Raw genomic sequence first — 25,357 nt, 5'->3', positions numbered from 1 at the left:
CGCAGTGACAGGGTCAGGCCCGGTTCCGGCGGGCCCGTGGCGAGGCGGTGTGGCGTGTGCCGGTGGGGGTCTGCGGCGGCCGGCGGGTGGCCCGGGCTGGCCTATGCTCGGGGCCTCGCTGTCCGAACTGCCCTTGTCCTGCCCATGCCTGTGTTGATCGCCGCCCCCGAGTTGCCGCTGGCCGAGGCCCTGGCCGCCGCGCTGCGGCCGGCCGGCCTGGCCATCGCGGGCACCTGCGAGTGCCGCAACTTGGTGCGTGATGTCGTGCGCCTTGCACCGGAAACGGTCATCGTGCATGCCCAGGCGCTGGCGGCCGACACGCTGGCGGCGCTGCAGCTGCTGGCCGACACCGCGCCGCGGCCGGTGCTGCTGCTGGGCCCGGCGCAATTGCCGGGCGACCTGGCGCCGTGGCCTGCCGCCGGCGTGCAGGCCTGGCTGCCGGGCCTGCCGGCGCCGGCCGTGGTGGCCGATGCGCTGCGTTGGGCGCGGCAGGTCTTCGACCACACCCGGCAACTGCAGCAGGCGCTGGAGGCTGCGAACACCCGGCTCGACGAGCGCAAGTGGGTTGACCGGGCCAAGGGCGTGCTGATGCAGCACCAGCAGCTCAGCGAGGACCAGGCCTTCGCGGTGCTGCGCACGGCCTCGATGCACGCCAACCTGCGCCTGGGCGAGGTCTCGCGCGGGCTGATCGAGGCGGCGCAATCGGCCGAGGCCGTCAACCGCGCCGGCCAGTTGCGCATGCTGTCGCAGCGCCTGGTCAAGTCGCTGGCGCTGCGCGCGCTGGACGTCGACCGCCACCGCGCCGACGAGTGGCTGGCCGACACCGTGCAGCGCCTGCGCGGTGCGCTGGCGGCACTGGCCGAGGTGGCGCTGCCGGCCACCGCCGCCGCGCGCCTGGCCGCCGTGCAGGCCGCCTGGCCGGCCCTGGAGCCCCTGGCGCTGGGGGCCGACGCGGCCCACCGCCTGGCCGACATCGACGCGCTGGCCGAGCGCCTGCTGGAGGCCGCCGATGCGCTGACCGCCGCGCTGGACCATGCCAGCGCGCGGCCGCACCTGCATGTGGTCAATGTCTGCGGCCGCCAGCGCATGCTCTCGCAGCGCCTGGCCAAGCAGGCCCTGCTGGCCAGCCAGTTGCCTGGCGCGCAGGGCGATGCCCAGGCCGCCGCCGCGGTGCAGGCCATGCAGGCCTTCGAACAGGCCCTGGCCTGGCTGGAGCAGGCGCCGCTCAGCACCGCCGAGATCCGTGCCGTGCAGGCGCGCGCGCGCGGCCAGTGGCAGCGCATGCTCGATGCCGTGCGCCGCGCCGCCGCGGGCGTCGAGCCGCAGGAGGCCGCGCGCCAGCTGGCCCGCGAAAGCGAGGCGCTGCTCGCCAGCTTCGACGAACTCACCGCGCTGTACCAGCACAGCATGCAGGGCCTGCTGGCTTGAGGTGGTCCCCTGTGAGGGGCTTCCCGCGGCGCGCGTCCACCCCTGCCCGCGTGCTGCGTTTGTGGGGGGGTGAGCGTGGGCAAAAAACCAGGGCAAACGCGCAGTTGTTCCCAGTGAGCAGACCCCGGTAGAAGGTGCCTCGCTGGGTATGATGGATCTTAGGGGTGCAGCCCAGGCCGCGCTTGTCCTGCGGGCAGGGTGCTGCCCAGAATCGAACCACACGCGATCCGTTCCAGCCCGCCGCCCAGGCGCATCGCCGACCGCCACCGCCATGATTGCCGCCCCCCTCGAAGCCGACCGCTCGCTCGCCGTGGCCGACGTTGCCATCGCGGCCTCGGTGCTGGGTCTGCAGGCGCAGGCGCTGCAAACGCTGGCCCAGCAACAGGGCTGGCCGATGGCCGTCAAGTGCGCTGACGATGGCCGTTATCTGGTGGCGAATGGCGCCTTCGCCGCGCTGCTGGGCCGTGCCACCGACGAGGTGGTGGGCCGCAGCGATGCCGAGCTGTTCGAGCCCGCGGCCGTGCCGGCCCTGCGCGCCGCCGAGCAGAGCGCCCAGGCCCAGGGCGGCGTGTTCACCAGCGATCACCGTTTCGAGCACCGCGGCGAGCGGCGCGAGTTCTCCGTGCTGCGCGTGCCCGGCACGGGCGCCGGCCGCGCGTTGCTGTTGAGCGTGTGGCAGGACCAGCAGCCGCTGCGCCAGCGCGAGCAGCAGCTGGCGCAGGCGCTGGCCCAGCTCGAGCAGCTGCAGAAGGCCCACGAGCAACTGCGCCGTGAAAGCGGCGAGCAAGGCCTGCGCGACCAGGCCAGCGGCCTGAACACCCGTGCCCACTTCGATGACCAGATGCGCCGCGAGCTCGATCTCTCGGTGCGCGAACACCGCGAGTTCGCGCTGGTCTACATGGTGCTCGATCCGGCGTCGCCCCGCGTGGCTGCGCTGGGTGAGCGCGCCCACGCCTGCATCTGCGAGGCCATGGGCCGGCTGCTGCGCGGCAACACCCGCGCGATGGACGCCTCGTGCCGGCTGGATGACCGCCACTTCGCGGTGCTGCTGTCGGGCGTGGGCCTGGCCACCGCGCATTCGCGCATGGAAGGCCTGCGCCGCCAGTGCGCCACGCAGATCGTGATGCTGGATGGCGAACGCCTGGAGTTCACCGTGTCGATGGGTGTGGCCAGCTTCCCGCACACCGCCCACGGCCAGGACGAACTGGTGGCCGCCTGCCAGGCCGCGCTGTCCGAAGCCCGCCGCCGCGGCGGCAACACCGTGGCGCTGGCCAGCATCCGGTTCGAATCCAGTTAAGCGAACGCGCGCCAGGCCATGTAACTGGCCAGGCCGTACAGCAGGATCGCGAACACGCGCTTGAGTTGGGCCACGTCCATCGCATGCGCGGTGCGCGCGCCCAGCGGCGCGGTGAAGACGCTGGCCGCGGCGATCACCACCAGGGCCGGCACCATCACATAGCCCAGCGTGCCGGGCAGGGCCGAGGCCACACCCCAGCCGGCCACGATGTAGCCCACGGTGTTGGCCAGCGCGATCGGGAAGCCCAGCGCCGAGCTGGTGGCCACGGCGTTGTGCATGGGCACGTTGCACCAGGTCATGAAGGGCACCGAGACGAAGGCGCCGCCGGCGCCCACCAGGCCCGACAGGAAGCCGATGCCGGTGCCGGCCGCCGCCGTGCCCACCGGCCCCGGCATCTGGCGGCTGGGCTTGGGCTTCTTGTTGCGCAGCATCTGCGTGGCCGAGAAGCCGACGAAGGCCGCGAACACCAGTGCCAGCCAGTGGCCTTTGAGGACCGCGAACACGCCGGCCCCGGCCAGCAGCCCGCCCAGCACCAGACCGGGCGCGAACTGCTTGACCAGGTGCCAGTGCACCGCGCCGCGCTTGTGGTGCGCGCGCACGCTGGAGATCGAGGTGAACAGGATGGTCGCCATCGAGGTGGCGATGGCCATCTTCACGGCCATGCCGGGCGCCACGCCGCGGCCGCTGAAGATCATCGTCAGGAACGGCACCATCAGCATGCCACCGCCGATGCCCAGCAGGCCGGCGAGAAAACCGGTGACGCAGCCCAGCAGCAGCAGTTCCAGCACCAGGGTGGGGTCGAGCAGGGACAGGAACTGCGGCATCAGGTTTCCAGCAAGGCGGTCACGGCGGCCCATTCGGCGGGCGTGACCGGGGTGATCGACAAACGGCTGCCGCGCTGCAGCACCTGCATCGTGGCCAGTTGGGGTAACACGCGCATCTCGGTCAGCGGCAGCAGCCGGGTCTTCTTCACCAGGCGCACGTCCACGCATTGCCAGCGCGGTGCGTCGGGCTTCGACTGGGCGTCGTGGTAGGGGCTGGCGGGATCGAACTGGCTGTCGTCGGCATGCGGGGCGCTGGCCACCTCGGCCAGGCCGGCAATGCCCGGCACGGCGCAGCTCGAGTGGTAGAACAGCACACCATCGCCCACGCGCATCGCATCGCGCATGAAGTTGCGGGCCTGGTAGTTGCGCACGCCGATCCAGGGCACGCACTGGCCCGGCGCACGCGCCAGGTCATCGATCGAGCACTCGTCGGGCTCGCTCTTCATCAGCCAGAAGGCGGCCATCGGCTCGAAGGGGGGCGAAAGAGAGGGGGAGGGGGTGTCCGTCGCGCACCGGAAGCCGCATTCCTGAACCCTTATGGTCAGATTCAGGTGGGCGAGGTCAGCAAGGCTTCGGGTTCATCTGACGCGAGACGATCGCACCAGCTTCGCAATTTCCAAGCCCTGGCTCAACGAGCATCGGTTCAGGGAAATCAAGCCCCCGGCAGCACAACGGACGAGCCCATTCTATGCCTCGGTGCTGGCTTCGCGTGTGCCTGCAGCGGGGTGATCAGCAGGGTCAATCGCGTGCAGCTCGTCACGCTGCCCGGCGATGTGCCAGGCAGGATCAGAGCAGGTGCCCGTCGTCGCCGAGCGCGGCGTCGATGCGGCGGATCAGCGGCTCCAGATCGATGCCGGTGCTGCCGGTGTCGGCCGGGGTGGTGGGGGTGGTGGGTGCAGCCACCGGGGTCGGTGCGGCCGCGCGCTCGGCCTGCTGGTAGGCCAGGTTCAGCGCGGTGAGCACGGCGATGCGCTCGCGTGCCTTCACCTTGCCGGCGTCGCGGATGGCGCTCATCTCGCGGTCGACGATGGCCACCGCGTCGCGCAGCAGGCGTTCACCGTCGGGTGGGCAGGCCAGCATGTAGCTCTGGCCCAGGATGGTGGCTTCGATCTGCTTCATGCGGGGCTCACTCGCGGTCCTGGGCGGGCAGGGCCTCGTCCAGCGCGGTGTTGCGCGGGGCCGGGGCCACCGGCACGGCGGCGGCCGGCTCGGCCGGCAGGCGGTCGAGCAGGGCGTCGATGCGCGCACGGGCGGCGGCCAGGCGCGAGCGCAGGCTGTCGCGCTCGCCGGTCACGCCATCGAGCTGCTGCTGCAGCAGCGCGTTGGTGCGCTTGAGTTCTTCATGCCGCAGCACGAGCCGTTCGATGCGATCGGCGAGGTCTTCGAGACGTGACATGGACGCTTTGGGCCGGCCCCGGGTTCAGGGTGTGTTGCCGGATTGTAGGCGGCGCGACAGCATCGGCTGTTAGCATCCGGTGACGTTGGTGCTTCGGGTTGTGCGTCGTCACAACCCGGTTAAACGGGAAGCAGGGAGGTCTGCCGTCCACCGGACCAGACCCAACCTGCGCTGCCCCCGCAACGGTAAGCGGACGGGGCGTTGCCCGGCTCACATGCAGCCGCGCGGTGCCCCCGCTCCTGTGTCGCATGCCACTGGCCCTGCAAGGGACCGGGAAGGCCACAGGGGTTGCCTCCGCCAGCCCGGATACCGGCCAACGAGGGGGTGCGCTCCGCCAGCTGGCGGGCCGCGCCATGAAGCGCTCGGCTGCGGGGAAGCGGCCAGGCGCGTGCTTTCGGCTGTCTGTTCCTCATGTCTCACCTCTTGTCGGGCGCTGGCGCCCATTCGTTCCGCCCCTGCGTCACCGCGGCGGCGGCCTGGCTGTGCCTGGCTGCTGCTGGCGCCGCGCACGCGCAGTCCAACAACGTGGCGGCGCAGTCGGTGGTGGTCACGGCCGCCCGCGCGGCCCAGTCGCCCGCCGAGGTGCTGGCCGATGTGTCGGCGCTCGACCGCGACGCCATCGAGCGCAGCGGCGCCACCAACCTGGGCGACCTGCTGGTGCGCCTGCCCGGCGTGGAGCTGGCGCGCAACGGCGGCAGTGGCAGCACCACCAGCGTGTTCATCCGCGGCAGCGAGAGCCGCCATGTGGCGGTGTATGTCGACGGCCTGCGCGTCGACGGCCAGAGCACCGGCGGCGCGCCGTGGGAGCTGCTGCCGCTGGACCTGGTGGAGCGCGTGGAAGTGCTGCGTGGCCCAGCCGCCGCCATCTACGGCTCGGACGCCATCGCCGGCGTGGTGCAGCTGTTCACCCGCCGCTGCGCCGACAAGCCGCAGGCCGTGGCCGCGCTGACCGCCGGCAGCCACGGGCTGCTGCGCGGCCGTGCCGAACTGAGCGGCAAGTCGGGCCAGTTCGATGGCGTGCTGTCGGTGATGGCCGAGCGTGCCGATGGCTTCGACGCCCGCCCCAGCAGGAACCCCGACCGCGACGGCTGGCGCCGCCAGGGCGTGCACGCCGCCGTGGGCGCTGACCTGGCGCCGGGCCAGCGCGTGGATGCGCAGGTGCTGGCCGGCCGGCTGCGCGCGCAGTACGACGGCTCGGCCAGCGGCGACGACGTGTCGCGCCAGACGCTGCAGACCGCCGGCCTGGGCTGGAGCGGCCGCTGGGCCGATGGCTCGGTGACCCGCGCGCAACTGGGCCAGAGCGAGAACACCTACGAGACCCAGCCGTCCTACTACCGCACCGAGACCACGCAACGCCACTACGTGCTGCAGCACGATCTGCCGCTGGGCGCGCAGCAGAAGCTGGGCGCGCTGCTGGAGCGCCGCGAGGACGAACTGCTGAACCCGTCCACCGCCTACAGCGCCACGCTGGCCGGCAAGCGCCACCAGGACGCCGTGGGCCTGAGCTGGCTGGGCCAGTGGGCCGGGCAGCAGTGGCAGGCGCACTGGCGCCATGACCGCGACAGCCAGTTCGGCAACCGCCCCACCGGCAGCCTGGCCTGGGCCTGGACCGTGCAGCCCGGCTGGCGCGTGGGGGCCAGCGCGGCCACCTCGTTCCGCGCGCCCACCGTCTACCAGCGCTTCAGCGACTACGGCAATGCCGACCTCAAGCCCGAGTCCGGCCGCAACCTCGAGGCCAGCCTGCGCTGGCAGGGCGCGGGCAGCGAGCTGAGCCTGGTGGCCTTCCACAACCGGGTGAGCAACCTGATCTCGTGGACCGGCAGCGGCAACTGCAAGTCGCGCCAGGACGATCCCACCTGGGGGGGCTGCTACAACAACGTGGGCCGCGCGCGCCTGCAGGGCGTGACCCTGGCCGGCCTGACCCGCCTGGCCGGTGTGGCGCTGCATGGCTCGCTGGACTGGCACGACCCGCGCAACCTCGACACCGACCACCTGCTGGTCCGCCGCGCCCGTGTGTTGGCCACGCTGGCCGCCGACACGCAGTGGGCCGGCTGGGAGCTGGGCGCCGACTGGCGCGCCAGCGGCCAGCGCTTCGACACCGACGGCAAGACGCTGGGCGGCTACGCCGTGCTCGGCCTGCGTGCCGAGCGCGCGCTGAGCGCCAACCTGCGTCTGGAAGCGCGCGTCGACAACCTGGGCGACAAGCGTTACGAGACCGCGCGCACCTATGCCAGCGAAGGCCGCACGGCCAAGCTGGGGCTGCGCTGGTCGTTGTGAGCCGCCGGGCCGCACGATGAGCGCCAAAGCCGTGCTGGTGGCCGCCCCGGCCTCGGGCCAGGGCAAGACCACCGTGGCCTGCGCGCTGGCGCGGCGGCATGCACGCGCCGGCCGGCGCGTGCGGGCCTTCAAGTGCGGGCCCGACTTTCTCGACCCCACCTGGCTGGCGCTGGCCAGCGGCGCGCCGGTGGATTCGCTGGACCTGTGGATCAACGGCGAGGCCGACTGCGCCCAACGCCTGAAGCGCGCGGCCGACGAGGCCGATCTGGTGGTGGTGGAAGGCGTGATGGGCCTGTACGACGGTCAGCCCAGCGCTGCCGACCTGGCGCGCCGCTTCGGCCTGCCGGTGTTGGCGGTGGTGGATGCCGGTGCGATGGCCGGCACCTTCGGCGCCATCGTGCATGGCCTGCGGCACTGGCCGGGGCCGGGCGGTGTGACGGCTGCGCCGCTGCCCTGGGCCGGCGTGCTGGCCAACCGCGTGGGCAGCCCGCGCCATGCCGCCATGCTGGCCGAGGTGCTGGCGCCCGACGACGGCTGGTGCGGCGCGCTGCCACGCGACGCCGCGCTGGCGCTGCCTGAGCGGCACCTGGGCCTGGCCGGCGCCGCCGAACTGCCCGATGCGCTGGCCCGGCTGGATGCCGCGGCCGATGCGCTGGCCGACACGCCGCTGGCCACGCTGGACCGTCTGCCAGCCTGGGCCGCGCCCGATGCACCGCCGCCACCCGCCGTGCCGGCGCTGCTGGCAGGCCAGCGCATCGCGATTGCGCGCGATGCGGCCTTCGCCTTCCTGTACCCGGCCAACCTGGACGTGTTGCGCGCGCTGGGCGCCGAGTTGCGCTTCTTCTCACCGCTGGCGGGAGATGCGCTGCCGCCTTGCGATGCGCTGTGGCTGCCCGGTGGCTATCCCGAGCTGCACGCCGCGCGCCTGGCGCAGTGCACCGAACTGCGCGAGCAGATCGCCGCCCACGTGGCGCTGGGCCGGCCGCTGTGGGCCGAGTGCGGCGGCATGATGGTGCTGGCCGACACCCTGATGGATGGCCAGGGCGAGCGTCACCGGCTGTGGGGTCTGCTGCCCGGCACCGCCACGCTGGGCCGCAGCCTGGCCGCGCTGGGGCCGCATGCGTTGCAACTGTGCGGGCACCAAATGCGCGGCCACAGCTTCCACTGGTCGCGCTTCGAATCGCCGATGGCACCGTGGGCGCACACCCAGCCGGCGCACACGCCCTCGGGCCGCGATGCCGGCGCCGCGGGCGGCGGCGAGCCGGTCTACCAGCAGGGCAGCCTGCGCGCCAGCTGGTTCCATCCCTGGTTCGCGTCAGCGCCTGAGGCCGCGGCGCGGCTGTTCCTGCCGGAGGTGCTGGCGTGACCAGGCCACCACATGAGCTGATCCTGGGCGGCGCGCGCAGCGGCAAGTCCCGCCGCGGCGAGCTGTGCGCCCGCGCCTGGCTGGCGCAATCACCGCAGCACCAGGCCTTGCTGCTCGCCACCGCCTGGGCCGGAGACGACGAGATGGCCGCGCGCATCGCCCGCCACCGCGCCGAGCGCGCCGAGCGTGTGCCGGCGCTGGCCACGCTGGAGGTGCCGCGCGGGCTGCCACAGGCCGTGGCCGCACACAGCGCGCCGCAGCGCCTGCTGGTGGTGGACTGCCTGACGCTGTGGGTGAGCCAGTGCCTGATGCCGCCGCCGGGCGAGCCGGCACAGGACCTGGATGCCGAGCGCGCCGCGCTGCTGGCCGCGCTGGACGCGGCGCCGGGGCCGGTGGTGCTGGTGTCCAACGAGATCGGCCAGGGCGTGATGCCGATGCAGCGCGAGGTGCGCCGGGTGGTCGACGCGCTGGGTGAGCTGCACCAGGCCGTGGCCGCGCGCTGCCCGCGCGTGACCCTGATGGTGGCCGGTCTGCCACTGAGCGTGAAGCAGGAGGCGAGTGCGCCATGGTGAACCTGATGCTTTCGCATGGCCGCCGCGCCGTGCTGCTGGCGGCCTTGGCGATGGCTGGGTCGCTGACCTCACCAGCGCGTGCCGCCACGCTCGATCTCACCGACGATCGCGGCACCGTGCACCACCTGCCGGCGTCGCCCAAGCGCATCGTCACGCTGCTGCCCTCGCTGACCGAGAGCGTGTGGGCGCTGGGCGGCGGCACGCGGCTCGTGGGCGTGGACCGCTACAGCAACTGGCCCGAGGCCTTGGCCAAGCTGCCGCGCCTGGGTGGGCTGGACGATGTGCAGATCGAGGCCATTGCCGCGCTGAAACCCGATGTGGTGCTGGCCAGCACCTCGGCCCGCTCGCTCGACCGGCTGGAGGCGCTGGGCTTCACCGTGCTGCGCCTGAAGAGCGAGACCCAGGCCGATGTGCGCCGCACGCTGGGCCTGCTGGCGCGCATGCTGGGCACGCCGGCCGAGGGCGAGCGCGTGTGGGCCGCCATCGACGCACGCATGGCCGCCGCAGCGCAGCGCGTACCGCCGGCGCTGCGCGGCAAGCGGGTGTATTTCGAGATCGGCGGCGGCCCATGGGCGGCCGGCAGCAGTTCGTTCATGGGCGAGCTGCTCACGCGCCTGGCCTTGGGCAACATCGTGCCGGCCAGCATGGGCCCGTTCCCGAAGCTGAACCCCGAGTTCGTGCTGCGCGAGCGTCCCGACATCGTGATGGGCCCCAAGCGCGAGGCCGACGACATGGCCAGCCGCCCCGGCTGGGCCAGCCTGGCCGCGCTGCAGCAGCGCCAGCGCTGCGCCTTCGACACGGCGCCCTACGAGTTGCTGATCCGCCCCGGCCCGCGCATGGGCGAGGCCGCCGACGTGCTGGCCGACTGCCTGCAGGCCCTGCCCGCGGTGAAGGCCGGAAAATCATGAGCATGACCCTGGCGGCCACCGTCGATCTGGCACCGCGCCACAGTGCGGCCGCTCTGCGCCGCCGGCTGGTGGGGCTGCTGGGCGTGCTGCTGCTGCTGGGGCTGGCGGCCGGGCTGGTCACCGGCAGCCAGGGCTTCGCGCCTTTGGCCACCTGGGCCGAGGCGCAGGCCTGGTGGCGGGGCGATGGCTCGCCGCTGGCCGACCAGGCGGCGCTGATCCTGGGTCAGATCCGCGCACCGCGCACGCTGGGCGCGGCCCTGGTGGGCGCGCTGCTGGGCCTGGGCGGCGCGCTGGCGCAGGGCCTGTTCCGCAATCCGCTGGCCGATCCCTACCTGCTGGGCTCGGCGGCCGGCGCCGGCCTGGCCGTGGTGCTGGTGCTGGCCGCCGCCACGCTGGCCGGCAGCGCCATCAGCCTGGCCACCGCCGCCTGGCTGGAGCGCGTGGGCCTGGTGGCCGCGGCCTTCTGCGGTGCCTGGCTGGGCATCGGCCTGACGCTGCTGCTGGCGCGCGGCGCCGAGCAATCGCTGCGCCTGCTGCTGGCCGGCGTGGTGCTGGGCGTGCTGCTGGGCGCGGTGAGCGACCTGATCACCACGATGGCGCCCGATGCGCTGCGCGGCAAGCAGGCCTTCATGCTGGGCAGCACCAGCTTCATCGGCTGGTCGGCCTGCGCGCTGATGGCGCTGGGCCTGGTGCTGCTGGTGGGCCTGGCCACCGCCCGCGCCGGCGTGCTGGACGCGCTGACGCTGGGTGAGGACAGCGCCATCAGCCTGGGCCTGGACCTGGGCCGCGAGCGCCTGTGGCTGGTGCTGATGCTGGCCGGCGCCACCGGGCTGGCGGTGTCGCAGGTGGGGCTGGTGTCCTTCGTGGGCCTGGTGGCGCCGCACCTGGTGCGCCGCCATGCACCGGGCCGCCACGCCTGGCTGCTGGCCGCCAGCGCGCTGATGGGCGCGGTGCTGCTGCTGGTGGCCGATGTGCTGTCGCGTGCGCTGATCGCGCCGCAGGAGCTGCCGGTGGGCGTGCTGACGGCGGTGATCGGCGGCGTCTACCTGTTCGTGCTGCTGCGGCGGCGCACGGCGGCGTCATGACGGTCGAGCTGGAGACCTGCGGCCTGGGCCTGGTGCTGGGCGGCCGCCCGGTGCTGCAGGACCTGAGCCTGCGCATCGGCCGCGGCTGGACGGCCATCGTCGGCCCCAACGGCGCGGGCAAGAGCAGCCTGCTGCGTGCGCTGGCCGGCCTGTTGCCGGCGGCCAGCGGCCAGGTGCTGTGCGATGGCCGGCCGATCGCCAGCTGGCCCGGGCGCGATCGCGCCCAGCGCATCGCCTGGCTCGCGCAGGCCGGCCCGGCGGGTGAACTGGGCGGCGATCTGGACGTGGCCGAGACCGTGGCGCTGGGCCGCATCGCCCGCCGCGGTTTGGCCGGCGCGCGCAACACCGCCGAGCTGGCCGAGGACCGCGCCGCGATCGCCCGCGCGATGGCGCTGACCGAATGCACCGCCTGGGCCACGCGGCCGCTGCAGGCGCTGTCGGGCGGCGAGCGCCAGCGGGTGCTGCTGGCGCGCGTGCTGGCCACCGAGGCGCCGATGCTGCTGCTCGACGAACCCACCACCCACCTGGATGCGCCGCACCAGGTGGCGCTGGCCCGGCTGTTCCGCCGCCTGGCGCCCGACCATGGCGTGGTGACCGTGCTGCACGACCTGCCCATCGCCCTGCATGCCGACCGCGTGCTGCTGCTGCAGCGCGGCCGCCTGGTGGCCGATGCCGCACCCACCGATCCCGCGCTGCACCGCGCGCTGGAGCAGGTGTTCGACCAGGCCGTGCGCGTGGGCGCCACCGCGAACGGCGCCCAGGTCAGCCTCGCGCTCGACGACTGACCACTTTCGCAAACCGCAGACATGCAGATCGAATCTCCCCCCACCGAGCGCGGCAGCCCCAAGGCCGAGGGCGAGCGCCGCGGCCTGGTGCTGGTGCACACCGGCGACGGCAAGGGCAAGAGCACGGCGGCCTTCGGCCTGGCGTTGCGCGCGCATGGCCGCGGCAAGCCGGTCAGGATCTACCAGTTCATGAAGGTGCCCAGCGCCCGCTTCGGCGAGCACCGCATGTTCCAGCAACTGGGCGTGCCCATCGAAGGCCTGGGCGACGGCTTCAGCTGGAAGAGCCAGGACCTGGAGCGCAGTGCCCAGCTGGCACGCGATGGCTGGGCACGGGCCGAGGCGACGATCCGCGCCGGCGAGCACTTCCTGGTGGTGCTGGACGAGATCATGTACCCGCTGCGCTACGGCTGGCTGCCGCTGGAGCCGGTGCTGGCCTGCCTGCGCGAGCGCCCGGCCCAGGTGCATGTGGTGCTCACCGGCCGCAATGCGCCAGAGGAACTGATCGCACTGGCCGACACCGTCACCGAGATGCGGGCGGTGAAGCACCACTTCCAGGCCGGCGTGCCGGCGCAGCGCGGCATCGAGGACTGATGAGCACGCACCCCACCGAACTCTTGGTCTGCACCACCTGCCGCCCCGGCGACTGGCCGCGCGAGGGCGAGTCGGCCGGCGAACTGCTGCACGAGGCCGTGCAACTGGCGCTGATGGACGACCCGCAGCCCACGCTGCGGCTGCGCGGCATCGCCTGCCTGGCGGCCTGCGGGCGCGGCTGCACCGCGGCGCTGCAGGCCGGTGGCAAGTTCACGTACCTGTTCGGCGATCTGCCGCCCGATGGCGAGAGCGCGGCGCAGCTGCTCACCGTGGCCGCCCAGCACCAGGCCCAGGCCGATGGCCAGCTGCCCTGGGCCGAGCGACCCGAGCGCCTGAAGCGCGGCCTGCTGGCACGGCTGGTGCCGCTGGCCGGGTGAACCCAGGCGCCATGCACGATGCCCTGGCCATGCCCGGCCTGACGCTGGCGGCCGCGCTGGCGCTGGCCGCTGCGCTCGATTGGCGCTTCGGCGAGCCGCGCAATGCCTGGCACCCGGTGGCCTGGCTGGGCACGGCGGCCGGTGCGCTGGGTCGGCGGCTGCCGGCGGCACCGGCGGGGCGCGCCGTCGGCCTGGGGGCGCTGGCCTGGGTGCTGGTGGTGGGCAGCGTCACGCTGCTGGCGGCCGGGCTGCAATGGGCCTTGCTGCAACTGCCGGTGTGGGCCGCCGTGCCGCTGCTGGCGCTGGCGCTCAAGCCGGCCTTCGCCTGGCGCATGCTGCACGACGAGGTGGCGGCGGTGGAGTCGGCCTTCGCGCAGGGCCTGCCGGCGGCGCGCACGCAGATGGCGCGGCTGTGCAGCCGCGACGTGCAGGCGCTGGACGCCCAGGGCGTGCGCGAGACCGCCATCGAGACCCTGGCCGAGAACTTCAACGATTCGCTGGTGGCGCCGCTGTGCTGGCTGGCCGTGGCGGGCCTGCCGGGCGCGTGGGCCTGGCGTGCCGTCAACACGCTGGACGCCATGTGGGGCTACCGCAGCCCGCGCTGGCAATGGGCCGGGCGCTGCGCGGCACGCGCCGACGATGCCCTGGGCTGGCTGCCCGCGCGCCTGAGCGCCGTGCTGCTGTGGCTGGCCGGCGGCGCGCGCGGCATCGCGCCGGCGGCGCTGGTGCGCCAGGCCGCACTGACGCCATCGCCCAACGGCGGCTGGCCGATGGGGGCGATGGCGCTGCGCCTGGGCGTGCGCCTGGGCAAGCCCGGCGTCTACACGCTGAACGCTGCCGGCCGCGCACCGCAGCCGGCTGACACGCTGCGCGCCCTGGCGCTGGGCCGCCGCGCGGCGCTGATCGGCTTTGTGCTGGCGGCGCTGGCGGTGGCCGGGTGGGGACCGGTGTGGGTGGGGCACTCACCGGCGCCGGGGCAGGGCGTTGAAGGATGGCCTGGGTCATGAGCCCTTCGCTGAAAACCGAACTAACGGCCAGGGTTCATGGCGGTCCCGATGGCCACACCACGGCACGCGTCGACGCCTCGACCAACGTGAACCCGCTGGGGCCCGCGCCGCAGGCGCTGGCGGCCGTGGCGCAGGCGCGCCGGCAGCAGTATCCCGATCCGCACTACGGCGCGCTGCGCGTCCGCCTGGCCGCGCTGCAGGGGGTGGACGCCGCCCGCATCGCGGTGACGGCCGGCGGCAGCGAGGGCATCTTCCGCCTGACGCTGGCCGCGCGCCTGTGCGGCATCGCCCAGGTGGCTGCGCCGCAGCCGGGTTATGGCGACTATGCCGCGGCGGCCCTGGCCGCCGGCCTGCCGCTGCGGCCCTGGCGCGACACGGCCGAGCTGCTGGCCCTGGCCGGCAGCGCGGTGCCCACGCTGCTGTGGGTCAACGATCCGGCCAATCCGTCGGGCGCGGCGCTCGATGCCGCGGTCTGGCAAGCGCTGGCCGATGCGCTGAGCCCTGGCGTGCACCTGGCGCTGGATCTGGCTTATGCGCCGCTGCATCTGCACGGTGGCCACCGTCTGCCGCCCGCCATCGCCCGGCGTGCCTGGCAGGTGGGCACGCCCAACAAGGCGCTGGGCCTGCCCGGCGTGCGCGCCGGCTGGCTGCAGGCGCCGGCCGGGGCCTTGGGCAGTCCGTCTGGCGATGCGTTTGGCGATGCCTCGGCCGCGCTGTGGCAGCGCGTGCAGGCCCTGGCACCCAGCTGGGTGCTGTCGGCCGAGGGCGAGGCCTTGCTGGGCGCCTGGTGCGAGCCGGCCACGCAGGCCTGGCTGACACGCGGCCTGCCCACGCTGGCCGCCTGGCGCGCCGGTCTGGTGGCGGAACTGACCGCACGCGGCTGGCAATTGGCGCCGGGCGTTTCCACCTTCGTGCTGGGCCGTCCGCCCGGTGCGGCCGAGGGCGTGATCGCCCGGCTGCGCCTGTTGCGCGGCCAGGGCATGGCGCTGCGCGACTGCAGCTCCTTCGGTCTGCCCGGCTGGGTGCGGGTGGGCCTGCGCTCACCGGCCGATCAGGCGCTGTGGCTGGCCGCCTGGGACGCGGCCGCCGAATGCGGCGCACCCAACGACGCATCCCACGCCCTGGAGACCCCCCGATGACCGCCAAAGCCAAGGCCGTGGCCGTGCTCGGCTGCACCAGCGGCGCCGGCAAGAGCTGGATCACCACCGCGCTGTGCCGCTGGTATGCGCGGCGCGGCATCGATGTGCGCCCCTTCAAGGCGCAGAACATGAGCAACCACGCCCGCGTGGTGATGGCCGCCGATGGCAGCGAAGGTGAGATCGGCAGCGCGCAGTACTTCCAGGCCCTGGCCGCCGGCGTCGTGCCCGAGCCGCGCATGAACCCGGTGCTGCTCAAGCCCGAGGCCGACACGCGCAGCCAGGTGGTGCTGATGGGCCGGGTGCGGCCCGACCTGGCGGCCATGCCCTGGCGCGAGCGCAGCGCGCTGCTGTGGCCCACGGCCCAGGCCGCGCTGCAGTCGCTGCAGGCCGAGGCCGAGCTGCTGGTGATCGAGGGCGCCGGCTCGCCGGCCGAGATCAACCTGGCCGCGCACGACTACGTCAACACCTTCACCACCGTGCAGGCCGATGCCGCCACGCTGCTGGTGGCCGACATCGACCGCGGCGGTGCCTTCGCCCACCTGCTGGGCACCACCGAGCTCATGGATGCCGGCGTGCGCCGGCGCCTGCGCGGCTACCTGCTGAACAAGTTCCGCGGCGATGCCGCGCTGCTGGCCCCGGCGCCCGAGTTGCTGCAGCAGCGCACCGGCCTGCCGGTGCTGGGCGTGCTGCCGATGCTGCGCCAGCACGGCCTGCCGGAAGAAGATGCCGTGCCGCTCGGCTCGCCCGCCAGCACCGGCCCGCGCGTGGTGCTGCTGGCCACGCCGCATGCCAGCAACCTTGACGAGTTCGAGCCCGTGGCCCGCGCCGGCATCCCGCTGGTGGTGGTGCGCGATGCGCCCACGCTGCGCGCCGCGCTGGCCGCGCCCGGCGCGGTGCTGGTGCTGCCCGGCAGCAAGCACACGCGGGCCGATCTGGCCTGGGTTCGGCAGCAGGGCCTGGACACACCGATCGCCGGGCATGTGGCCGCCGGCCAACCATTGCTGGCCGTGTGTGGCGCGCTGCAATGGCTGGGCCGTGGGGTCGACGACCCCCAAGGCCTGGAAGGCGGCACGCCGGGCCAGGACGCCGGCCTGGGCCTGCTGCCACTGCACACCCGCTTTGCGGCGCGCAAGACCCTGCGCCATGCCCACCATCGCCTGGGCGCGCTGCACGGCCCCTGGGCGCGCTTGAGCGGCCTGGACGTGCAGGGCTACGAGATCCACCTGGGCCGCAGCGATGCCGATCCCACCGCCACGTTGCCGGCCGCCGCCCCCGCATCGCCCGGCCTGGGTTGGCAGCACGGGCCGATCCTGGCCGTGTACCTGCATGGCCTGTTCGAGAACCCCGCGGTGCTGCATGCGCTGTTCGGCCGTGCGCCGGAGCCCTTGGCCACCGTGTTCGACCGCCTGGCCGATGTGCTGGACGAGCATGTGGGCGCCGCCACGCTGATGGGCCTGTTGCAGCCACGCTGAACCGCCTTGCCAAGATGACCCCCATGAACCACGCCATCCCCGCTGACGACCTTCCTGCCGATCTGGCCGCGCTGTGCGCGCGCATCACGCCGCGCGGCGCCGAGGCCCAGCCTGCGCTGGCCGCGCGCCTGCGCCACCGCATCGACCACCTCACCAAGCCGCTTGGCGCGCTGGGCCGGCTCGAGTCGCTGATGTTGCAGATCGGCCTGCTGCAGGGCCGCGAGCATCCGGCGCTGCGGGCGCCGCAGCTGCTGGTGTTCGCCGCCGATCACGGCATCGCCGCGCAGGGCGTCTCGGCCTACCCGCAGGCGGTGACGGCGCAGATGGTGGCCAACATGCGCGGCGGCGGCGCGGCCATCAACGTGCTGGCGCGCCAGCATGGCCTGGCCTGGACCCTGGTGGATGCCGGCATCGCTAGCGCCCCGCCGGCCGGCCCCGATCTGGTCGATGCCCGCCTGGGCGCCGGCAGCGACGACGCTGCCACCGGCCCCGCGCTGGGCCGCGAGCGCGCACTGGAAGGCCTGCGCCGTGGCGCCGCGCTGGTGGCCGCGCGCCCCGGCAATGCCGTGGTGCTGGGCGAGATGGGCATTGCCAACACATCTGCCGCGGCGCTGCTGCTGGCGGCGCTGGCCGGCACGCCACTCGATCAGGCCGTGGGTCGCGGCACCGGCCTGGACGATGCCGGCCTGGCGCACAAGCGCGCGGTGCTGCAGCGGGCACTCGATCGCGTCGGCGTCGCGCCCGGCCGCTTCAGCCCGGTGCAGGCGCTGGCCGAGTTCGGCGGCTTCGAGATCGCGATGATGGCCGGCGCCATGCTGCAGGCCGCGGCCGAGCACCGCCTGGTGCTGGTGGACGGCTTCATCGCCGGCGCGGCGGCCCTGGTGGCGCGCGGCCTGGCACCGTCGCTCGCCGAGGCCTGCGTGTTCGGCCACCGCGGCGCCGAGGCCGGCCATGCCGCGATGCTGCAGGCGCTGGGCGCCGAGCCGCTGCTGGACCTGGGCCTGCGCCTGGGCGAGGGCTCCGGCGCGGCGCTGGCATGGCCGCTGGTGGCCTCGGCCGTCGAGCTGCTGGCCGGCATGGCCAGCTTCGATTCGGCCGGCGTGAGCGGCCCCAGCGAGACCTGACGCCCCATGCTGGCGGCCATCGCCCACGAACTGCGGCTGATCGCCGTGGCGCTGCAGTTCCTCACCCGCGTGCCGGTGCGGCTGAGCCGCTTCGACCCCGCGTGGCTGGAGCAGTGCACGCGGCACTTTCCGTTGGTGGGCGCGGGTGTGGGCCTGTTCGGTGCGGCCGCGTTGTGGCTGGCCACGGCGCTGGGCGGCAGCCCCTGGCTGGCGGCGGTGGCGGCCACCGCGGCCACCGTGTGGCTGACCGGCGGCTTCCATGAGGACGGCCTGGCCGACACCTGTGATGGCCTGGGCGGCGCCGTCAGCCGCGAGCGCGCGCTGGTCATCATGAAGGACTCGCGCCTGGGCAGCTATGGCGCGCTGGGCCTGGTGCTGGTGCTGGCCGCCAAGCTGGCGCTGCTGGCGCAGTTGATCGGCCAGCACGGCGTGGCCGCGGCCGCAGCCGCCCTGGTGCTGGCCCAGGCCGCCAGCCGCGCTGGCGCCGCCACGCTGCTGGCCGTGCTGCCCTATGCCGGCGACCCCGAGCACGCCAAGGCCAAGCCGCTGGCCCAGCGCATCGGCGCCGCCGGCCTGGCCACGGCCTGGGGCTGGACGCTGCTGGCCGCCGCCGTGCTGGGCGGTGGCCTGGCCGCATGCGGCGTGCCGCTGGCCTTGCCATCGCCCACGCCCTGGCGTGCGGCCCTGGCGCTGCTGGCCGTGCTGATCGTGGCCTGGCGCATGCGCGCCTGGCTGCTGCGCCGCCTGGGTGGCTTCACCGGCGACACGCTGGGCGCCACGCAGCAGTTCGCCGAACTGGCCGTGCTGGCCGTGGCCGCTGCGCAGCCGGCATGGCCGTGACCGAACACCGCGCCGCCCAGGCGCCGGCCGATCTGTGGCTGTGGCGCCATCCCCGCCCCGACGGCGCGGCCGGCCGCTGCATCGGCCAGACCGATCTGCCGGTGCACCCGCGCCGCGCCAAGCGCCTGGCCCACCGCATCCGCGCCGCCGCGCGCCGCGAAGGCCTGCCGCGTGTGGTGTGGACATCGCCGCTGCGCCGCTGCGCCGACGTGGGCCGCTGGCTGGCGCGCTGGGGCTGGCGCCACCACATCGATGCGCGGCTGATGGAATTGGACTTCGGTGCCTGGGACGGCCAGCCCTGGACGGCGATCGCCTGGGCGGATGTGCAGGCCTGGGAGGCCGATTTCACCGGCCACGCGCCGGGGGAGGGTGAGTCCCTGGCCGTGATGGCGCAGCGCGTGGCCGGCTGGGTGCAGCAGCCCGCACCGGCGGACGCTGAGCTCACGGCCTGTGCGCCACGCCTGCTGGTGGCCCATGCGGGCGTGATGCAGTTGCTGGGCTGGGCCGCGGGCCGCGCCGATGCCGGCCTGCCGCTGGACGGGCGGTTGTGCGCTGGCCTGGACGCCGCGCACTGGCCGCGCCCGCCGCGCTATGGCGAACTGCGCCGCGTCACGTTGGCCTCGGCGATGGCCTTGGTGTGACTGGCCGGATCCCTGGCAGCATGCCGCCGATGTCTCAGCCCATGCCCCAGACCCTGACCCGCGACGAGGTGGCCCGCCACCCGGATCTGTCGCTGTTCCAGAAGGTGCTGCTGCTCACCGATGGCTCGGTCACCGAGATGCTGTCGGTCTACCACGGCGGCCGCCCAATCAGTGCCCGCAAGCTGGGCCAGTGGCTGCACGAAGATGCACCGCCGGCGGTTCTGCTGGCGGCGCCAGGCACCGATGCCACCGCCGCCACGCCAGCGCTGCAAGCGCCCAACCCCTGGCTGGAGCGGCGCATCGTGCTGGAGGTGGGCCCGCCGGACGCTGCCCAGCCGCTGGTCCATGCCGCCTCGGCCTTCCGCCTTGACGGCCTCAGCGCCGTCACCCGCCACGGCCTGCTGCACACCGACACACCCATCGGCGCACTGTGGCTGGCCGAGCGCTGCGAGATGCACCGCGAGATCATCGACTGGCGTCTGCACACCGATGCGGCGGTGGCCGAACGGCTGGGCCTGCCTGCCGGAGCGCCGCTGGCCTCGCGGCAATACCGCCTGTGGCAAGGTGGCCGGGCGATGGGCTGGATTCAGGAGCAGTTTGCGCTGACGGCGTTCCGCCGCTGATGGTCTACCCGGCCGCTGCGGGCCTCACGCTGCCGGCAGCTTGCGCCCCATGTCGCACCACGCCCGCACCTGGCAGGCCCCGCACTTGGGCGACCGCGCCGTGCACACATAGCGCCCGTGCAGGATCAGCCAGTGGTGCGCATCGCGCCGGTAGGGTGCCGGCACGCGCTTTTCCAGCTGCAGTTCCACCGCCAGCGGCGTCTTGCCCGGCGCCAGGCCGGTGCGGTTGCCGACGCGGAAGATGTGCGTGTCCACGGCCATCGTGGGTTCGCCGAAGGCCACGTTGAGCACCACGTTGGCGGTCTTGCGGCCCACGCCGGGCAGGGCTTCCAGCGCGGCGCGGCTGCGCGGCACCTGGCCGCCGTGCTGTTCGATCAGGATGCGGCAGGTCTGGATCAGGTGCTTGGCCTTGCTGCGGTACAGACCGATGGTCTTGATCTGCTCGGCCAGCCGTTCCTCGCCCAGGGCCAGCAGGGCTTGCGGCGTGTTGGCGATGGGGAACAGCCGGCGCGTGGCCTTGTTGACGCTGACATCGGTGGCCTGGGCCGACAGCAGCACGGCGGCCAGCAGTTCGAACACGCTGGTGTATTCCAGCTCGCTGGCCGGCTGCGGGTTGGCGGCGGCCAGGGTGGCGAAGAACGGGGCGATGTCGGCGGTCTTCATATAGCCTTCATGACGGATTGGCCAGCCGTGCGCGCAGCAGCGGCAGGGTCTGCACCAGCACGATGCTGGCCAGGATCAGGCCGCAGCCCAGCAGTCCGGCAGACGTGAGCCGGTCGCCCAGGAACAACGCGCCGAACAGCGCGGCGAACACGGTCTCGGAGCTCAGCACGATGGCCGCATCGGCCGGGTGCGCATGGCGCTGGCCCACCACCTGGATGGTGAAGCCCACGCCCACCGACAGCACGCCGGTATAGGCGATGGCACCGGCCGCCGTGGCCAGGCCTTGCAGCGTGATCGGCTCCAGCGCCAGGCCGGCGGCGCTGGCCGCCACGCCGCACACCAGAAACTGGCCGCAGGCCAGGCCGTAGGCGCCACGCAGCCGGTTGGCCACCTGGCCCACCAGCAGCACATGCACGGCCCAGGGCAGGGCGCTGGCCAGCACCCACAGGTCACCGCGGCCCAGTTGGCTCGCCGCGCCGAAGGATGCGCCGGTCAGCAGCCAGGTGCCGCCCAGGCAGCCGGCGGCTGCCGGCCACACGCTCCAGTGCGGCGCCTGGCGCTGGAACACCCAGGCCAGCAGCGGCACCAGCGGCACGTACAGCGCGGTCAGGAAGCCGGCGTTGGTGACCGTGGTGCCCATCAGGCCGATCTGCTGCATCACCACGCCGGTGCACAGCAACGCGCCCAGCAAGGCAATCCAGCGCAGCTCGGCCGCGCCCAGCGCATGGCCTTGCGCCTGCAGCGTGCGGCGCTCGCGCCAGGCCAGCGGCAGCACCACCAGCGCGCCCAGCAGAAAGCGCACGCCGGTGAAGGTGAGCGGCCCCACGCCGGCCATGCCCAGCACCTGGCCGACGAAGGCCGAGCCCCAGATCACCGCCGCGAGCAGCAGCAGCGCATTCGCCTGCACCCGGGTCATGCCGATCCCTCGCCCGATGTCCGCCTGGCGCGGGCCCGCGCCAGCGCGGCCTCGATCACGGCGCGCTTGCGGTCGACCACCACGGGGTCGGTGTGCTGCGTGTGGGCGGGCAGGTCGGCCAGTTTGGCGGCGGCCTTGGCTTCCAGCTTTGCGTCGTGCTCGTGCTTGTGGCGGGCGCGGCGGGCGTTGCGCTGGTCGTAGGCGGCCTTGGCGCTGGCGGCCTGCTCGGCGCCCCAGGCCTGCCAGCCGGTGCGTTCACCGGTCACGGGCACCAGCGCGATGCAGTCCACCGGGCAGGCCGGCACGCACAGTTCGCAGCCGGTGCAGTCGGCATCGATCACGGTGTGCATGCGCTTGTTTGTGCCGCTGATGCAGTCCACCGGGCAGGCCTTGATGCACAGCGTGCAGCCGATGCACCAGGCCTCGTCGATGACGGCCAGCAGGCGCGGGCCTTCGGCGCCGCACGCGGGATCGACGGGCTGCACCGGCTGGCCGGTGAGGGCGGCCAGGCGTGCCACGCCCTCGGCCCCGCCGGGCGGGCAGCGGTTGATGGGCGACTGCCCGTCGGCGATGGCCTGGGCGTAGCTGCGGCAGTCGGGGTAGCCGCAGCGCGTGCACTGGGTTTGCGGCAGCGCGGCGTCGAGCCGGTCGACCAAAGACGAACCCCGCTCGGCGGCGGGGTTCGGGGGGGAGGCGGGGAAGGGCGCGGTGGCTTGCACCGCCGGGATTATCCCAGCGGCGGGCCCGTCAGCCGCGCGGCTTGCGGGCGCTGCGGGTCTTGGCCGCCGGCGCGGGCTGGGCCTCGGCCTGGGCCACCGGCTTGGCGGCGGCCTTGCGGGCGGGCTTGGCGGCCGGCTTCGCGGCGGCGGCCACCGGTGCGGGCTCGGCCACGGGGATGGTCGGGAAGGCCGCGGTGGTCTTGGCCGGCGAGGCCTTGCGCACCGTCACCTTGCGCGCCGGGGCTTCCGGCTCGCCCACGGCGATGCGGTCGATCTCGTAGTCGCCGGTCAGTTCGGCCGCGGTGGGGGCGTGGTCGAGCTTGCCCTCGGGCGCGTTGAAGCGCTCGATGAAGGCCTTGATCTCCGGGTACACCTTCTCGCGCCAGCGGCGGCCCGAGAAGATGCCGTAGTGGCCGGCGCCGGCCACGTCGTAGTGGAACTGGCGCGCCTTGGGGATGCCGCTGCACAGGTCGTGCGCGGCGCGGGTCTGGCCGGCGCCCGAGATGTCGTCGAGCTCGCCTTCCACCGTCAACAGCGCGCTGGTGGTGATGTCCTGCGGGCGCACGAAGGTGCCGTCGTCGGCCTTCCAGGTGCCGTTGACCAGGGCGAAGTCCTGGAACACGGTCTTGATGGTCTCGAGGTAGTACTCGGCCGGCATGTCCAGCACGGCGTTGTACTCGTCGTAGAACTGGCGGTGCGCCTCGGTGGAGTCGTCATCGCCGCGGATCAGGTCCTGGAAGTAGTCGTAGTGCGCGCTCAGGTGGCGGTCGGGGTTCATCGCCACGAAGCCGGTGTGCTGCAGGAAGCCCGGGTACACGCGTCGGCCGGCGCCGGGGAAGTTCGGCGGCACGCGGTAGATCACGTTGTTCTCGAACCACTCGAAGCTCTTGTTCATCGCCAGGTTGTTCACCGCGGTGGGCGACTTGCGCGCGTCGATGGGGCCGCCCATCATCGTCAGCGTGCGCGGCGTGAACTCGCCCTTGGTGGCCAGCAGCGACACGGCGGCCAGCACCGGCACCGTGGGCTGGCACACCGAGATCACGTTGACCTCGGGGCCCAGGTGGCGGATGAAGTCCTGCACATAGCTGACGTAGTCGTTCAGGTGGAACGGGCCCACCTCCACCGGCACCTGGCGGGCGTCCACCCAGTCGGTGATGAAGACCTTGTGGTCGCGCAGCAGCTGGCGCACGGTGTCGCGCAGCAGCGTGCTGTGGTGGCCCGACAGCGGCGCCACCACCAGCACCACCGGCTGGGTCTTCATCTTCTCCAGCACGACCGGGTCGTCGGAGAAGCGCTTGAAGCGGATCAGGCGGCAGAACGGCCGCACGATCGGGTACTGCTCCTGCACCGCCACGTCCACGCCGTCCACCTCGACCGAGCGGATGCCGAACTCGGGCTTCTCGTAGTCCTTGGCCAGGCGGTGGATCAGGTCGAAACCGGCCGCCACGCGCTGGGCCATCGGCGTGTGCGTGAAGGGCGACAGCGGGTGGTTGTAGAGCTTGGCCGAGGCGCTGGCGAACTCGGAAAACGGCGCCATCAGTGCACGCTGGGTCTCGTAGATCTGGTAAAGCATGGCGGCAGGGTCTCCGGTCGGACGGCAGGTACTACGGTGTGGCGCGCGGATGCTTGCGCACGCCCTCATCTTGTGCCGCATCCCCTGAATCCGACCTGACATCGGATAAGGAATTTGTGCGGTGCAGCATTGTGAATCTTACCCCGTGCATCCTGCGGTCGGCTAGGCCGGACCGGCTACGGAAAAACACGTAACTTCGCAGCGCAAATCGGCTTTTCTGTCGCCTGCGCGACATCGGCGATCCAAAACGACACAGCCCGGCGGGGCCGGGCTGTGGGGATCTGCAGTCGCCGGATGCGGCGCCGCAGCATCGCAGGTGTGCAGGCCGGCGCCACGGCGGGCGCCTGGGGCCTGCCGCCCGTTCAGAGTACCGCGGCGATCGCGGCCACCACCTTGTCGATGTTCTGCGTGTTCAGCGCGGCCACGCAGATGCGACCCGAATCGACGCCGTACACGCCGAATTCGTTGCGCAGGCGCTCCATCTGGGGCTTGGTCAGGCCCGAGTAGCTGAACATGCCGCGCTGGCGCACGATGAAGCCGAAGTCCTGCTTCACGCCGGCGGCCACCAGCTTCTCGGCCAGCAGCGTGCGCATCTGCTTGATGCGCTGGCGCATGCCGGCCAGCTCGTCTTCCCACTGCGCACGCAGCGCCGGGGTGTCGAGCACCGTGGCCACCACCTGGGCGCCGTGGGTGGGCGGGTTGCTGTAGTTGGTGCGGATGGCGATCTTCAGCTGCGACAGCACGCGCGCCGTCTCGTCCTTGCTGGCGCACACCACGCTCAGCGCACCCACGCGCTCGCCGTACAGGCTGAAGCTCTTGGAGAACGAGGTGGCGACGAAGAAGTTCTCGACGCCAGCGGCCAGGAACTGCTGGATGACCGCGCCGTCCTCGGCGATGCCGTCACCGAAGCCCTGGTAGGCCATGTCCAGGAAGGCCACCAGGCTCTTGGCCTTGACCGCGGCGATGACCTGCTCCCACTGGGCCGGGGTGATGTCGTAGCCGGTGGGGTTGTGGCAGCAGGCGTGCAGCACGACGATGGTGCCGGCGGCGGCGGCGTTCAGGTCGGCCAGCATGGCGTCGAACTTCACACCGCGGTTTTCCGCGTCGTAGTAGCTGTAGGTGCCCACCTCGAAGCCGGCGTTGGTGAACAGCGCGCGGTGGTTCTCCCAGCTCGGGTCGCTGATCAGCACCTTGGCGGCGGGGTTCAGCTTCTTCAGGAAATCGGCGCCCACCTTCAGGCCGCCGGTGCCGCCCAGCGCCTGGATGGTGGCCACGCGGCTGTCGGCCAGCACGGCGCTGTCGGCACCGAAGACCAGGCGCTGCACGGCCTTGTCGTAGGCGGCGATGCCGTCGATGGGCAGGTAGCCGCGCGGCTTGGCGGCCTCGGTGAGCTGGGTCTCGGCCGCCTTCACGCAGGCCAGCAGCGGCAGCTTGCCGGCGTCGTCGAAGTACACGCCAACGCCCAGGTTCACCTTGTCGGCGCGGGTGTCGGCGGCGAATTGTTCGTTCAGACCCAGGATGGGGTCGCGCGGGGCCATCTCGACGGCGGCGAAGAAGGTCATGGAAATGTGGTTCCTGTCAGGACGGTGGCAGCAGCAAGGGGCGGACAGCGCGGGGTCACGGCGCTGGCACCCACACGGAATGCCGCACTGCGGTACGCTGTTGGATTGGCCGGCGCGCGCCACCCAGCGCCGCAGCCGGCCGCGATTTTAGAGCCTGCGCTCGACTTGCCCC

Annotated in this window: 26 protein-coding genes and 1 riboswitch; of the genes, 17 read left to right on the top strand and 9 right to left on the bottom strand. The window is 73.2% G+C overall.

Annotation, left to right across the window (positions count from 1 at the left end; all coding sequences use genetic code 11):
• The first annotated feature begins 144 nt into the window (after positions 1-144).
• Positions 145-1,428, top strand: a complete 1,284-nt coding sequence (locus AACH10_RS20160) for an ANTAR domain-containing protein (RefSeq protein WP_341412280.1) — start codon at positions 145-147, stop codon at positions 1,426-1,428.
• Positions 1,429-1,699: 271 nt separating this feature from the next.
• Positions 1,700-2,725 (top strand): sensor domain-containing diguanylate cyclase, encoded by a 1,026-nt coding sequence (locus AACH10_RS20155; RefSeq protein ID WP_341412279.1) that lies wholly within the window; start codon positions 1,700-1,702, stop codon positions 2,723-2,725.
• On the opposite strand, the gene AACH10_RS20150 is transcribed toward AACH10_RS20155, so the two are convergent.
• The 4 genes from AACH10_RS20150 to AACH10_RS20135 all read right to left on the bottom strand — a co-directional run bounded on the left by AACH10_RS20150 (position 2,722) and on the right by AACH10_RS20135 (position 4,945).
• Complete coding sequence (locus AACH10_RS20150) at positions 2,722-3,549, bottom strand: sulfite exporter TauE/SafE family protein (protein WP_341412278.1); 828 nt, start codon at positions 3,547-3,549, stop codon at positions 2,722-2,724. The two genes, AACH10_RS20155 and AACH10_RS20150, sit on opposite strands and share 4 nt — an antisense overlap.
• Positions 3,549-4,013 carry an EVE domain-containing protein gene (locus AACH10_RS20145; RefSeq protein WP_341412277.1) on the bottom strand — a complete coding sequence of 155 codons (465 nt, stop codon included), beginning with the start codon at positions 4,011-4,013 and terminating at the stop codon, positions 3,549-3,551. The genes AACH10_RS20150 and AACH10_RS20145 overlap by 1 nt, the downstream gene beginning before the upstream one ends.
• Positions 4,014-4,335: 322 nt before the next feature.
• On the bottom strand, positions 4,336-4,668 hold the full coding sequence (locus tag AACH10_RS20140) for a cell division protein ZapA (protein WP_341412276.1): 333 nt from the start codon (positions 4,666-4,668) through the stop codon (positions 4,336-4,338).
• A gap of 7 nt (positions 4,669-4,675) precedes the next feature.
• Positions 4,676-4,945 carry a cell division protein ZapB gene (locus AACH10_RS20135; protein ID WP_341412275.1) on the bottom strand — a complete coding sequence of 90 codons (270 nt, stop codon included), beginning with the start codon at positions 4,943-4,945 and terminating at the stop codon, positions 4,676-4,678.
• 69 nt (positions 4,946-5,014) lie between these two features.
• Positions 5,015-5,277: riboswitch (cobalamin riboswitch) on the top strand.
• A 79-nt stretch (positions 5,278-5,356) separates the two neighbouring features.
• Between AACH10_RS20135 and AACH10_RS20130 the strand changes: the two genes are divergently transcribed.
• The 15 genes from AACH10_RS20130 to AACH10_RS20060 are packed head-to-tail and all read left to right on the top strand — an operon-like array spanning position 5,357 to position 19,752.
• On the top strand, positions 5,357-7,222 hold the full coding sequence (locus tag AACH10_RS20130) for a TonB-dependent receptor domain-containing protein (RefSeq protein ID WP_341412274.1): 1,866 nt from the start codon (positions 5,357-5,359) through the stop codon (positions 7,220-7,222).
• Positions 7,223-7,238: 16 nt separating this feature from the next.
• Entirely contained in the window at positions 7,239-8,588 is a 1,350-nt protein-coding gene (locus AACH10_RS20125; protein ID WP_341412273.1) for a cobyrinic acid a,c-diamide synthase CobB, read from the top strand.
• Complete coding sequence (locus AACH10_RS20120; protein WP_341412272.1) at positions 8,585-9,160, top strand: bifunctional adenosylcobinamide kinase/adenosylcobinamide-phosphate guanylyltransferase; 576 nt, start codon at positions 8,585-8,587, stop codon at positions 9,158-9,160. Before AACH10_RS20125 ends, AACH10_RS20120 begins: the two co-directional genes overlap by 4 nt.
• Positions 9,154-10,068, top strand: coding sequence for an ABC transporter substrate-binding protein (locus tag AACH10_RS20115; RefSeq protein WP_341412271.1), 915 nt, complete (start codon positions 9,154-9,156; stop codon positions 10,066-10,068). Before AACH10_RS20120 ends, AACH10_RS20115 begins: the two co-directional genes overlap by 7 nt.
• Positions 10,069-10,070: 2 nt before the next feature.
• Complete coding sequence (locus tag AACH10_RS20110; RefSeq protein ID WP_341412334.1) at positions 10,071-11,153, top strand: FecCD family ABC transporter permease; 1,083 nt, start codon at positions 10,071-10,073, stop codon at positions 11,151-11,153.
• Positions 11,150-11,938, top strand: a complete 789-nt coding sequence (locus AACH10_RS20105; protein WP_341412270.1) for an ABC transporter ATP-binding protein — start codon at positions 11,150-11,152, stop codon at positions 11,936-11,938. Before AACH10_RS20110 ends, AACH10_RS20105 begins: the two co-directional genes overlap by 4 nt.
• 21 nt (positions 11,939-11,959) lie before the next feature.
• Positions 11,960-12,529 carry a cob(I)yrinic acid a,c-diamide adenosyltransferase gene (gene cobO / locus AACH10_RS20100; RefSeq protein WP_341412269.1) on the top strand — a complete coding sequence of 190 codons (570 nt, stop codon included), beginning with the start codon at positions 11,960-11,962 and terminating at the stop codon, positions 12,527-12,529.
• Positions 12,529-12,906, top strand: coding sequence for a DUF1636 family protein (locus AACH10_RS20095; RefSeq protein ID WP_341412268.1), 378 nt, complete (start codon positions 12,529-12,531; stop codon positions 12,904-12,906). The genes cobO and AACH10_RS20095 overlap by 1 nt, the downstream gene beginning before the upstream one ends.
• An 11-nt stretch (positions 12,907-12,917) precedes the next feature.
• Positions 12,918-13,913, top strand: a complete 996-nt coding sequence (gene cbiB, locus AACH10_RS20090) for an adenosylcobinamide-phosphate synthase CbiB (RefSeq protein ID WP_341412267.1) — start codon at positions 12,918-12,920, stop codon at positions 13,911-13,913.
• Positions 13,910-15,052 (top strand): aminotransferase class I/II-fold pyridoxal phosphate-dependent enzyme, encoded by a 1,143-nt coding sequence (locus tag AACH10_RS20085; RefSeq protein WP_341412266.1) that lies wholly within the window; start codon positions 13,910-13,912, stop codon positions 15,050-15,052. Before cbiB ends, AACH10_RS20085 begins: the two co-directional genes overlap by 4 nt.
• The gene (locus tag AACH10_RS20080) at positions 15,049-16,524 is read left to right on the top strand and encodes a cobyric acid synthase (RefSeq protein WP_341412265.1); all 1,476 of its coding nucleotides are present in this window, start codon (positions 15,049-15,051) and stop codon (positions 16,522-16,524) included. The genes AACH10_RS20085 and AACH10_RS20080 overlap by 4 nt, the downstream gene beginning before the upstream one ends.
• Before the next feature lie 23 nt (positions 16,525-16,547).
• Positions 16,548-17,648 (top strand): nicotinate-nucleotide--dimethylbenzimidazole phosphoribosyltransferase, encoded by a 1,101-nt coding sequence (gene cobT / locus AACH10_RS20075; RefSeq protein ID WP_341412264.1) that lies wholly within the window; start codon positions 16,548-16,550, stop codon positions 17,646-17,648.
• Between the two features lie 6 nt (positions 17,649-17,654).
• Entirely contained in the window at positions 17,655-18,488 is an 834-nt protein-coding gene (gene cobS / locus AACH10_RS20070) for an adenosylcobinamide-GDP ribazoletransferase (RefSeq protein ID WP_341412263.1), read from the top strand.
• Positions 18,479-19,129 (top strand): histidine phosphatase family protein, encoded by a 651-nt coding sequence (locus AACH10_RS20065; RefSeq protein ID WP_341412262.1) that lies wholly within the window; start codon positions 18,479-18,481, stop codon positions 19,127-19,129. Before cobS ends, AACH10_RS20065 begins: the two co-directional genes overlap by 10 nt.
• A 41-nt stretch (positions 19,130-19,170) precedes the next feature.
• The gene (locus AACH10_RS20060) at positions 19,171-19,752 is read left to right on the top strand and encodes a chorismate--pyruvate lyase family protein (protein WP_341412261.1); all 582 of its coding nucleotides are present in this window, start codon (positions 19,171-19,173) and stop codon (positions 19,750-19,752) included.
• 24 nt (positions 19,753-19,776) lie between these two features.
• Here AACH10_RS20060 and nth read toward each other — a convergent pair whose 3' ends face one another.
• From nth to AACH10_RS20035, 5 genes are all read right to left on the bottom strand, one after another.
• Positions 19,777-20,415, bottom strand: a complete 639-nt coding sequence (nth, locus tag AACH10_RS20055) for an endonuclease III (protein WP_341412260.1) — start codon at positions 20,413-20,415, stop codon at positions 19,777-19,779.
• Between the two features lie 7 nt (positions 20,416-20,422).
• The gene (locus AACH10_RS20050; protein WP_341412259.1) at positions 20,423-21,331 is read right to left on the bottom strand and encodes a DMT family transporter; all 909 of its coding nucleotides are present in this window, start codon (positions 21,329-21,331) and stop codon (positions 20,423-20,425) included.
• On the bottom strand, positions 21,328-22,050 hold the full coding sequence (rsxB, locus tag AACH10_RS20045; RefSeq protein WP_341412258.1) for an electron transport complex subunit RsxB: 723 nt from the start codon (positions 22,048-22,050) through the stop codon (positions 21,328-21,330). Before rsxB ends, AACH10_RS20050 begins: the two co-directional genes overlap by 4 nt.
• Before the next feature lie 28 nt (positions 22,051-22,078).
• Positions 22,079-23,623, bottom strand: coding sequence for a polyhydroxyalkanoate depolymerase (locus tag AACH10_RS20040; protein WP_341412257.1), 1,545 nt, complete (start codon positions 23,621-23,623; stop codon positions 22,079-22,081).
• Positions 23,624-23,985: 362 nt separating this feature from the next.
• The gene (locus AACH10_RS20035) at positions 23,986-25,185 is read right to left on the bottom strand and encodes an amino acid aminotransferase (protein WP_341412256.1); all 1,200 of its coding nucleotides are present in this window, start codon (positions 25,183-25,185) and stop codon (positions 23,986-23,988) included.
• Positions 25,186-25,357: the final 172 nt, after the last annotated feature.

The sequence above is a fragment of the Pseudaquabacterium inlustre genome (genome assembly GCF_038066595.1).
GTDB classification, from domain to species: Bacteria; Pseudomonadota; Gammaproteobacteria; order Burkholderiales; family Burkholderiaceae_C; genus Pseudaquabacterium; species Pseudaquabacterium inlustre.
This window is presented reverse-complemented; position numbering and strand designations above follow the sequence as displayed.

Excerpts from the sequence above, each read along its gene's own strand:
- AACH10_RS20160 (WP_341412280.1), top strand. The coding sequence starts at position 145 with ATGCCTGTGTTGATCGCCGCCCCCGAGTTGCCGCTGGCCGAGGCCCTG.
- AACH10_RS20155 (WP_341412279.1), top strand. The coding sequence starts at position 1,700 with ATGATTGCCGCCCCCCTCGAAGCCGACCGCTCGCTCGCCGTGGCCGAC.
- AACH10_RS20150 (WP_341412278.1), bottom strand. The coding sequence starts at position 3,549 with ATGCCGCAGTTCCTGTCCCTGCTCGACCCCACCCTGGTGCTGGAACTG.
- AACH10_RS20145 (WP_341412277.1), bottom strand. The coding sequence starts at position 4,013 with ATGGCCGCCTTCTGGCTGATGAAGAGCGAGCCCGACGAGTGCTCGATC.
- AACH10_RS20140 (WP_341412276.1), bottom strand. The coding sequence starts at position 4,668 with ATGAAGCAGATCGAAGCCACCATCCTGGGCCAGAGCTACATGCTGGCC.
- AACH10_RS20135 (WP_341412275.1), bottom strand. The coding sequence starts at position 4,945 with ATGTCACGTCTCGAAGACCTCGCCGATCGCATCGAACGGCTCGTGCTG.
- AACH10_RS20130 (WP_341412274.1), top strand. The coding sequence starts at position 5,357 with ATGTCTCACCTCTTGTCGGGCGCTGGCGCCCATTCGTTCCGCCCCTGC.
- AACH10_RS20125 (WP_341412273.1), top strand. The coding sequence starts at position 7,239 with ATGAGCGCCAAAGCCGTGCTGGTGGCCGCCCCGGCCTCGGGCCAGGGC.
- AACH10_RS20115 (WP_341412271.1), top strand. The coding sequence starts at position 9,154 with ATGGTGAACCTGATGCTTTCGCATGGCCGCCGCGCCGTGCTGCTGGCG.
- AACH10_RS20110 (WP_341412334.1), top strand. The coding sequence starts at position 10,071 with ATGACCCTGGCGGCCACCGTCGATCTGGCACCGCGCCACAGTGCGGCC.
- AACH10_RS20105 (WP_341412270.1), top strand. The coding sequence starts at position 11,150 with ATGACGGTCGAGCTGGAGACCTGCGGCCTGGGCCTGGTGCTGGGCGGC.
- cobO (WP_341412269.1), top strand. The coding sequence starts at position 11,960 with ATGCAGATCGAATCTCCCCCCACCGAGCGCGGCAGCCCCAAGGCCGAG.
- AACH10_RS20095 (WP_341412268.1), top strand. The coding sequence starts at position 12,529 with ATGAGCACGCACCCCACCGAACTCTTGGTCTGCACCACCTGCCGCCCC.
- cbiB (WP_341412267.1), top strand. The coding sequence starts at position 12,918 with ATGCACGATGCCCTGGCCATGCCCGGCCTGACGCTGGCGGCCGCGCTG.
- AACH10_RS20085 (WP_341412266.1), top strand. The coding sequence starts at position 13,910 with ATGAGCCCTTCGCTGAAAACCGAACTAACGGCCAGGGTTCATGGCGGT.
- AACH10_RS20080 (WP_341412265.1), top strand. The coding sequence starts at position 15,049 with ATGACCGCCAAAGCCAAGGCCGTGGCCGTGCTCGGCTGCACCAGCGGC.
- cobT (WP_341412264.1), top strand. The coding sequence starts at position 16,548 with ATGAACCACGCCATCCCCGCTGACGACCTTCCTGCCGATCTGGCCGCG.
- cobS (WP_341412263.1), top strand. The coding sequence starts at position 17,655 with ATGCTGGCGGCCATCGCCCACGAACTGCGGCTGATCGCCGTGGCGCTG.
- AACH10_RS20065 (WP_341412262.1), top strand. The coding sequence starts at position 18,479 with ATGGCCGTGACCGAACACCGCGCCGCCCAGGCGCCGGCCGATCTGTGG.
- AACH10_RS20060 (WP_341412261.1), top strand. The coding sequence starts at position 19,171 with ATGCCCCAGACCCTGACCCGCGACGAGGTGGCCCGCCACCCGGATCTG.
- nth (WP_341412260.1), bottom strand. The coding sequence starts at position 20,415 with ATGAAGACCGCCGACATCGCCCCGTTCTTCGCCACCCTGGCCGCCGCC.
- AACH10_RS20050 (WP_341412259.1), bottom strand. The coding sequence starts at position 21,331 with ATGACCCGGGTGCAGGCGAATGCGCTGCTGCTGCTCGCGGCGGTGATC.
- AACH10_RS20040 (WP_341412257.1), bottom strand. The coding sequence starts at position 23,623 with ATGCTTTACCAGATCTACGAGACCCAGCGTGCACTGATGGCGCCGTTT.
- AACH10_RS20035 (WP_341412256.1), bottom strand. The coding sequence starts at position 25,185 with ATGACCTTCTTCGCCGCCGTCGAGATGGCCCCGCGCGACCCCATCCTG.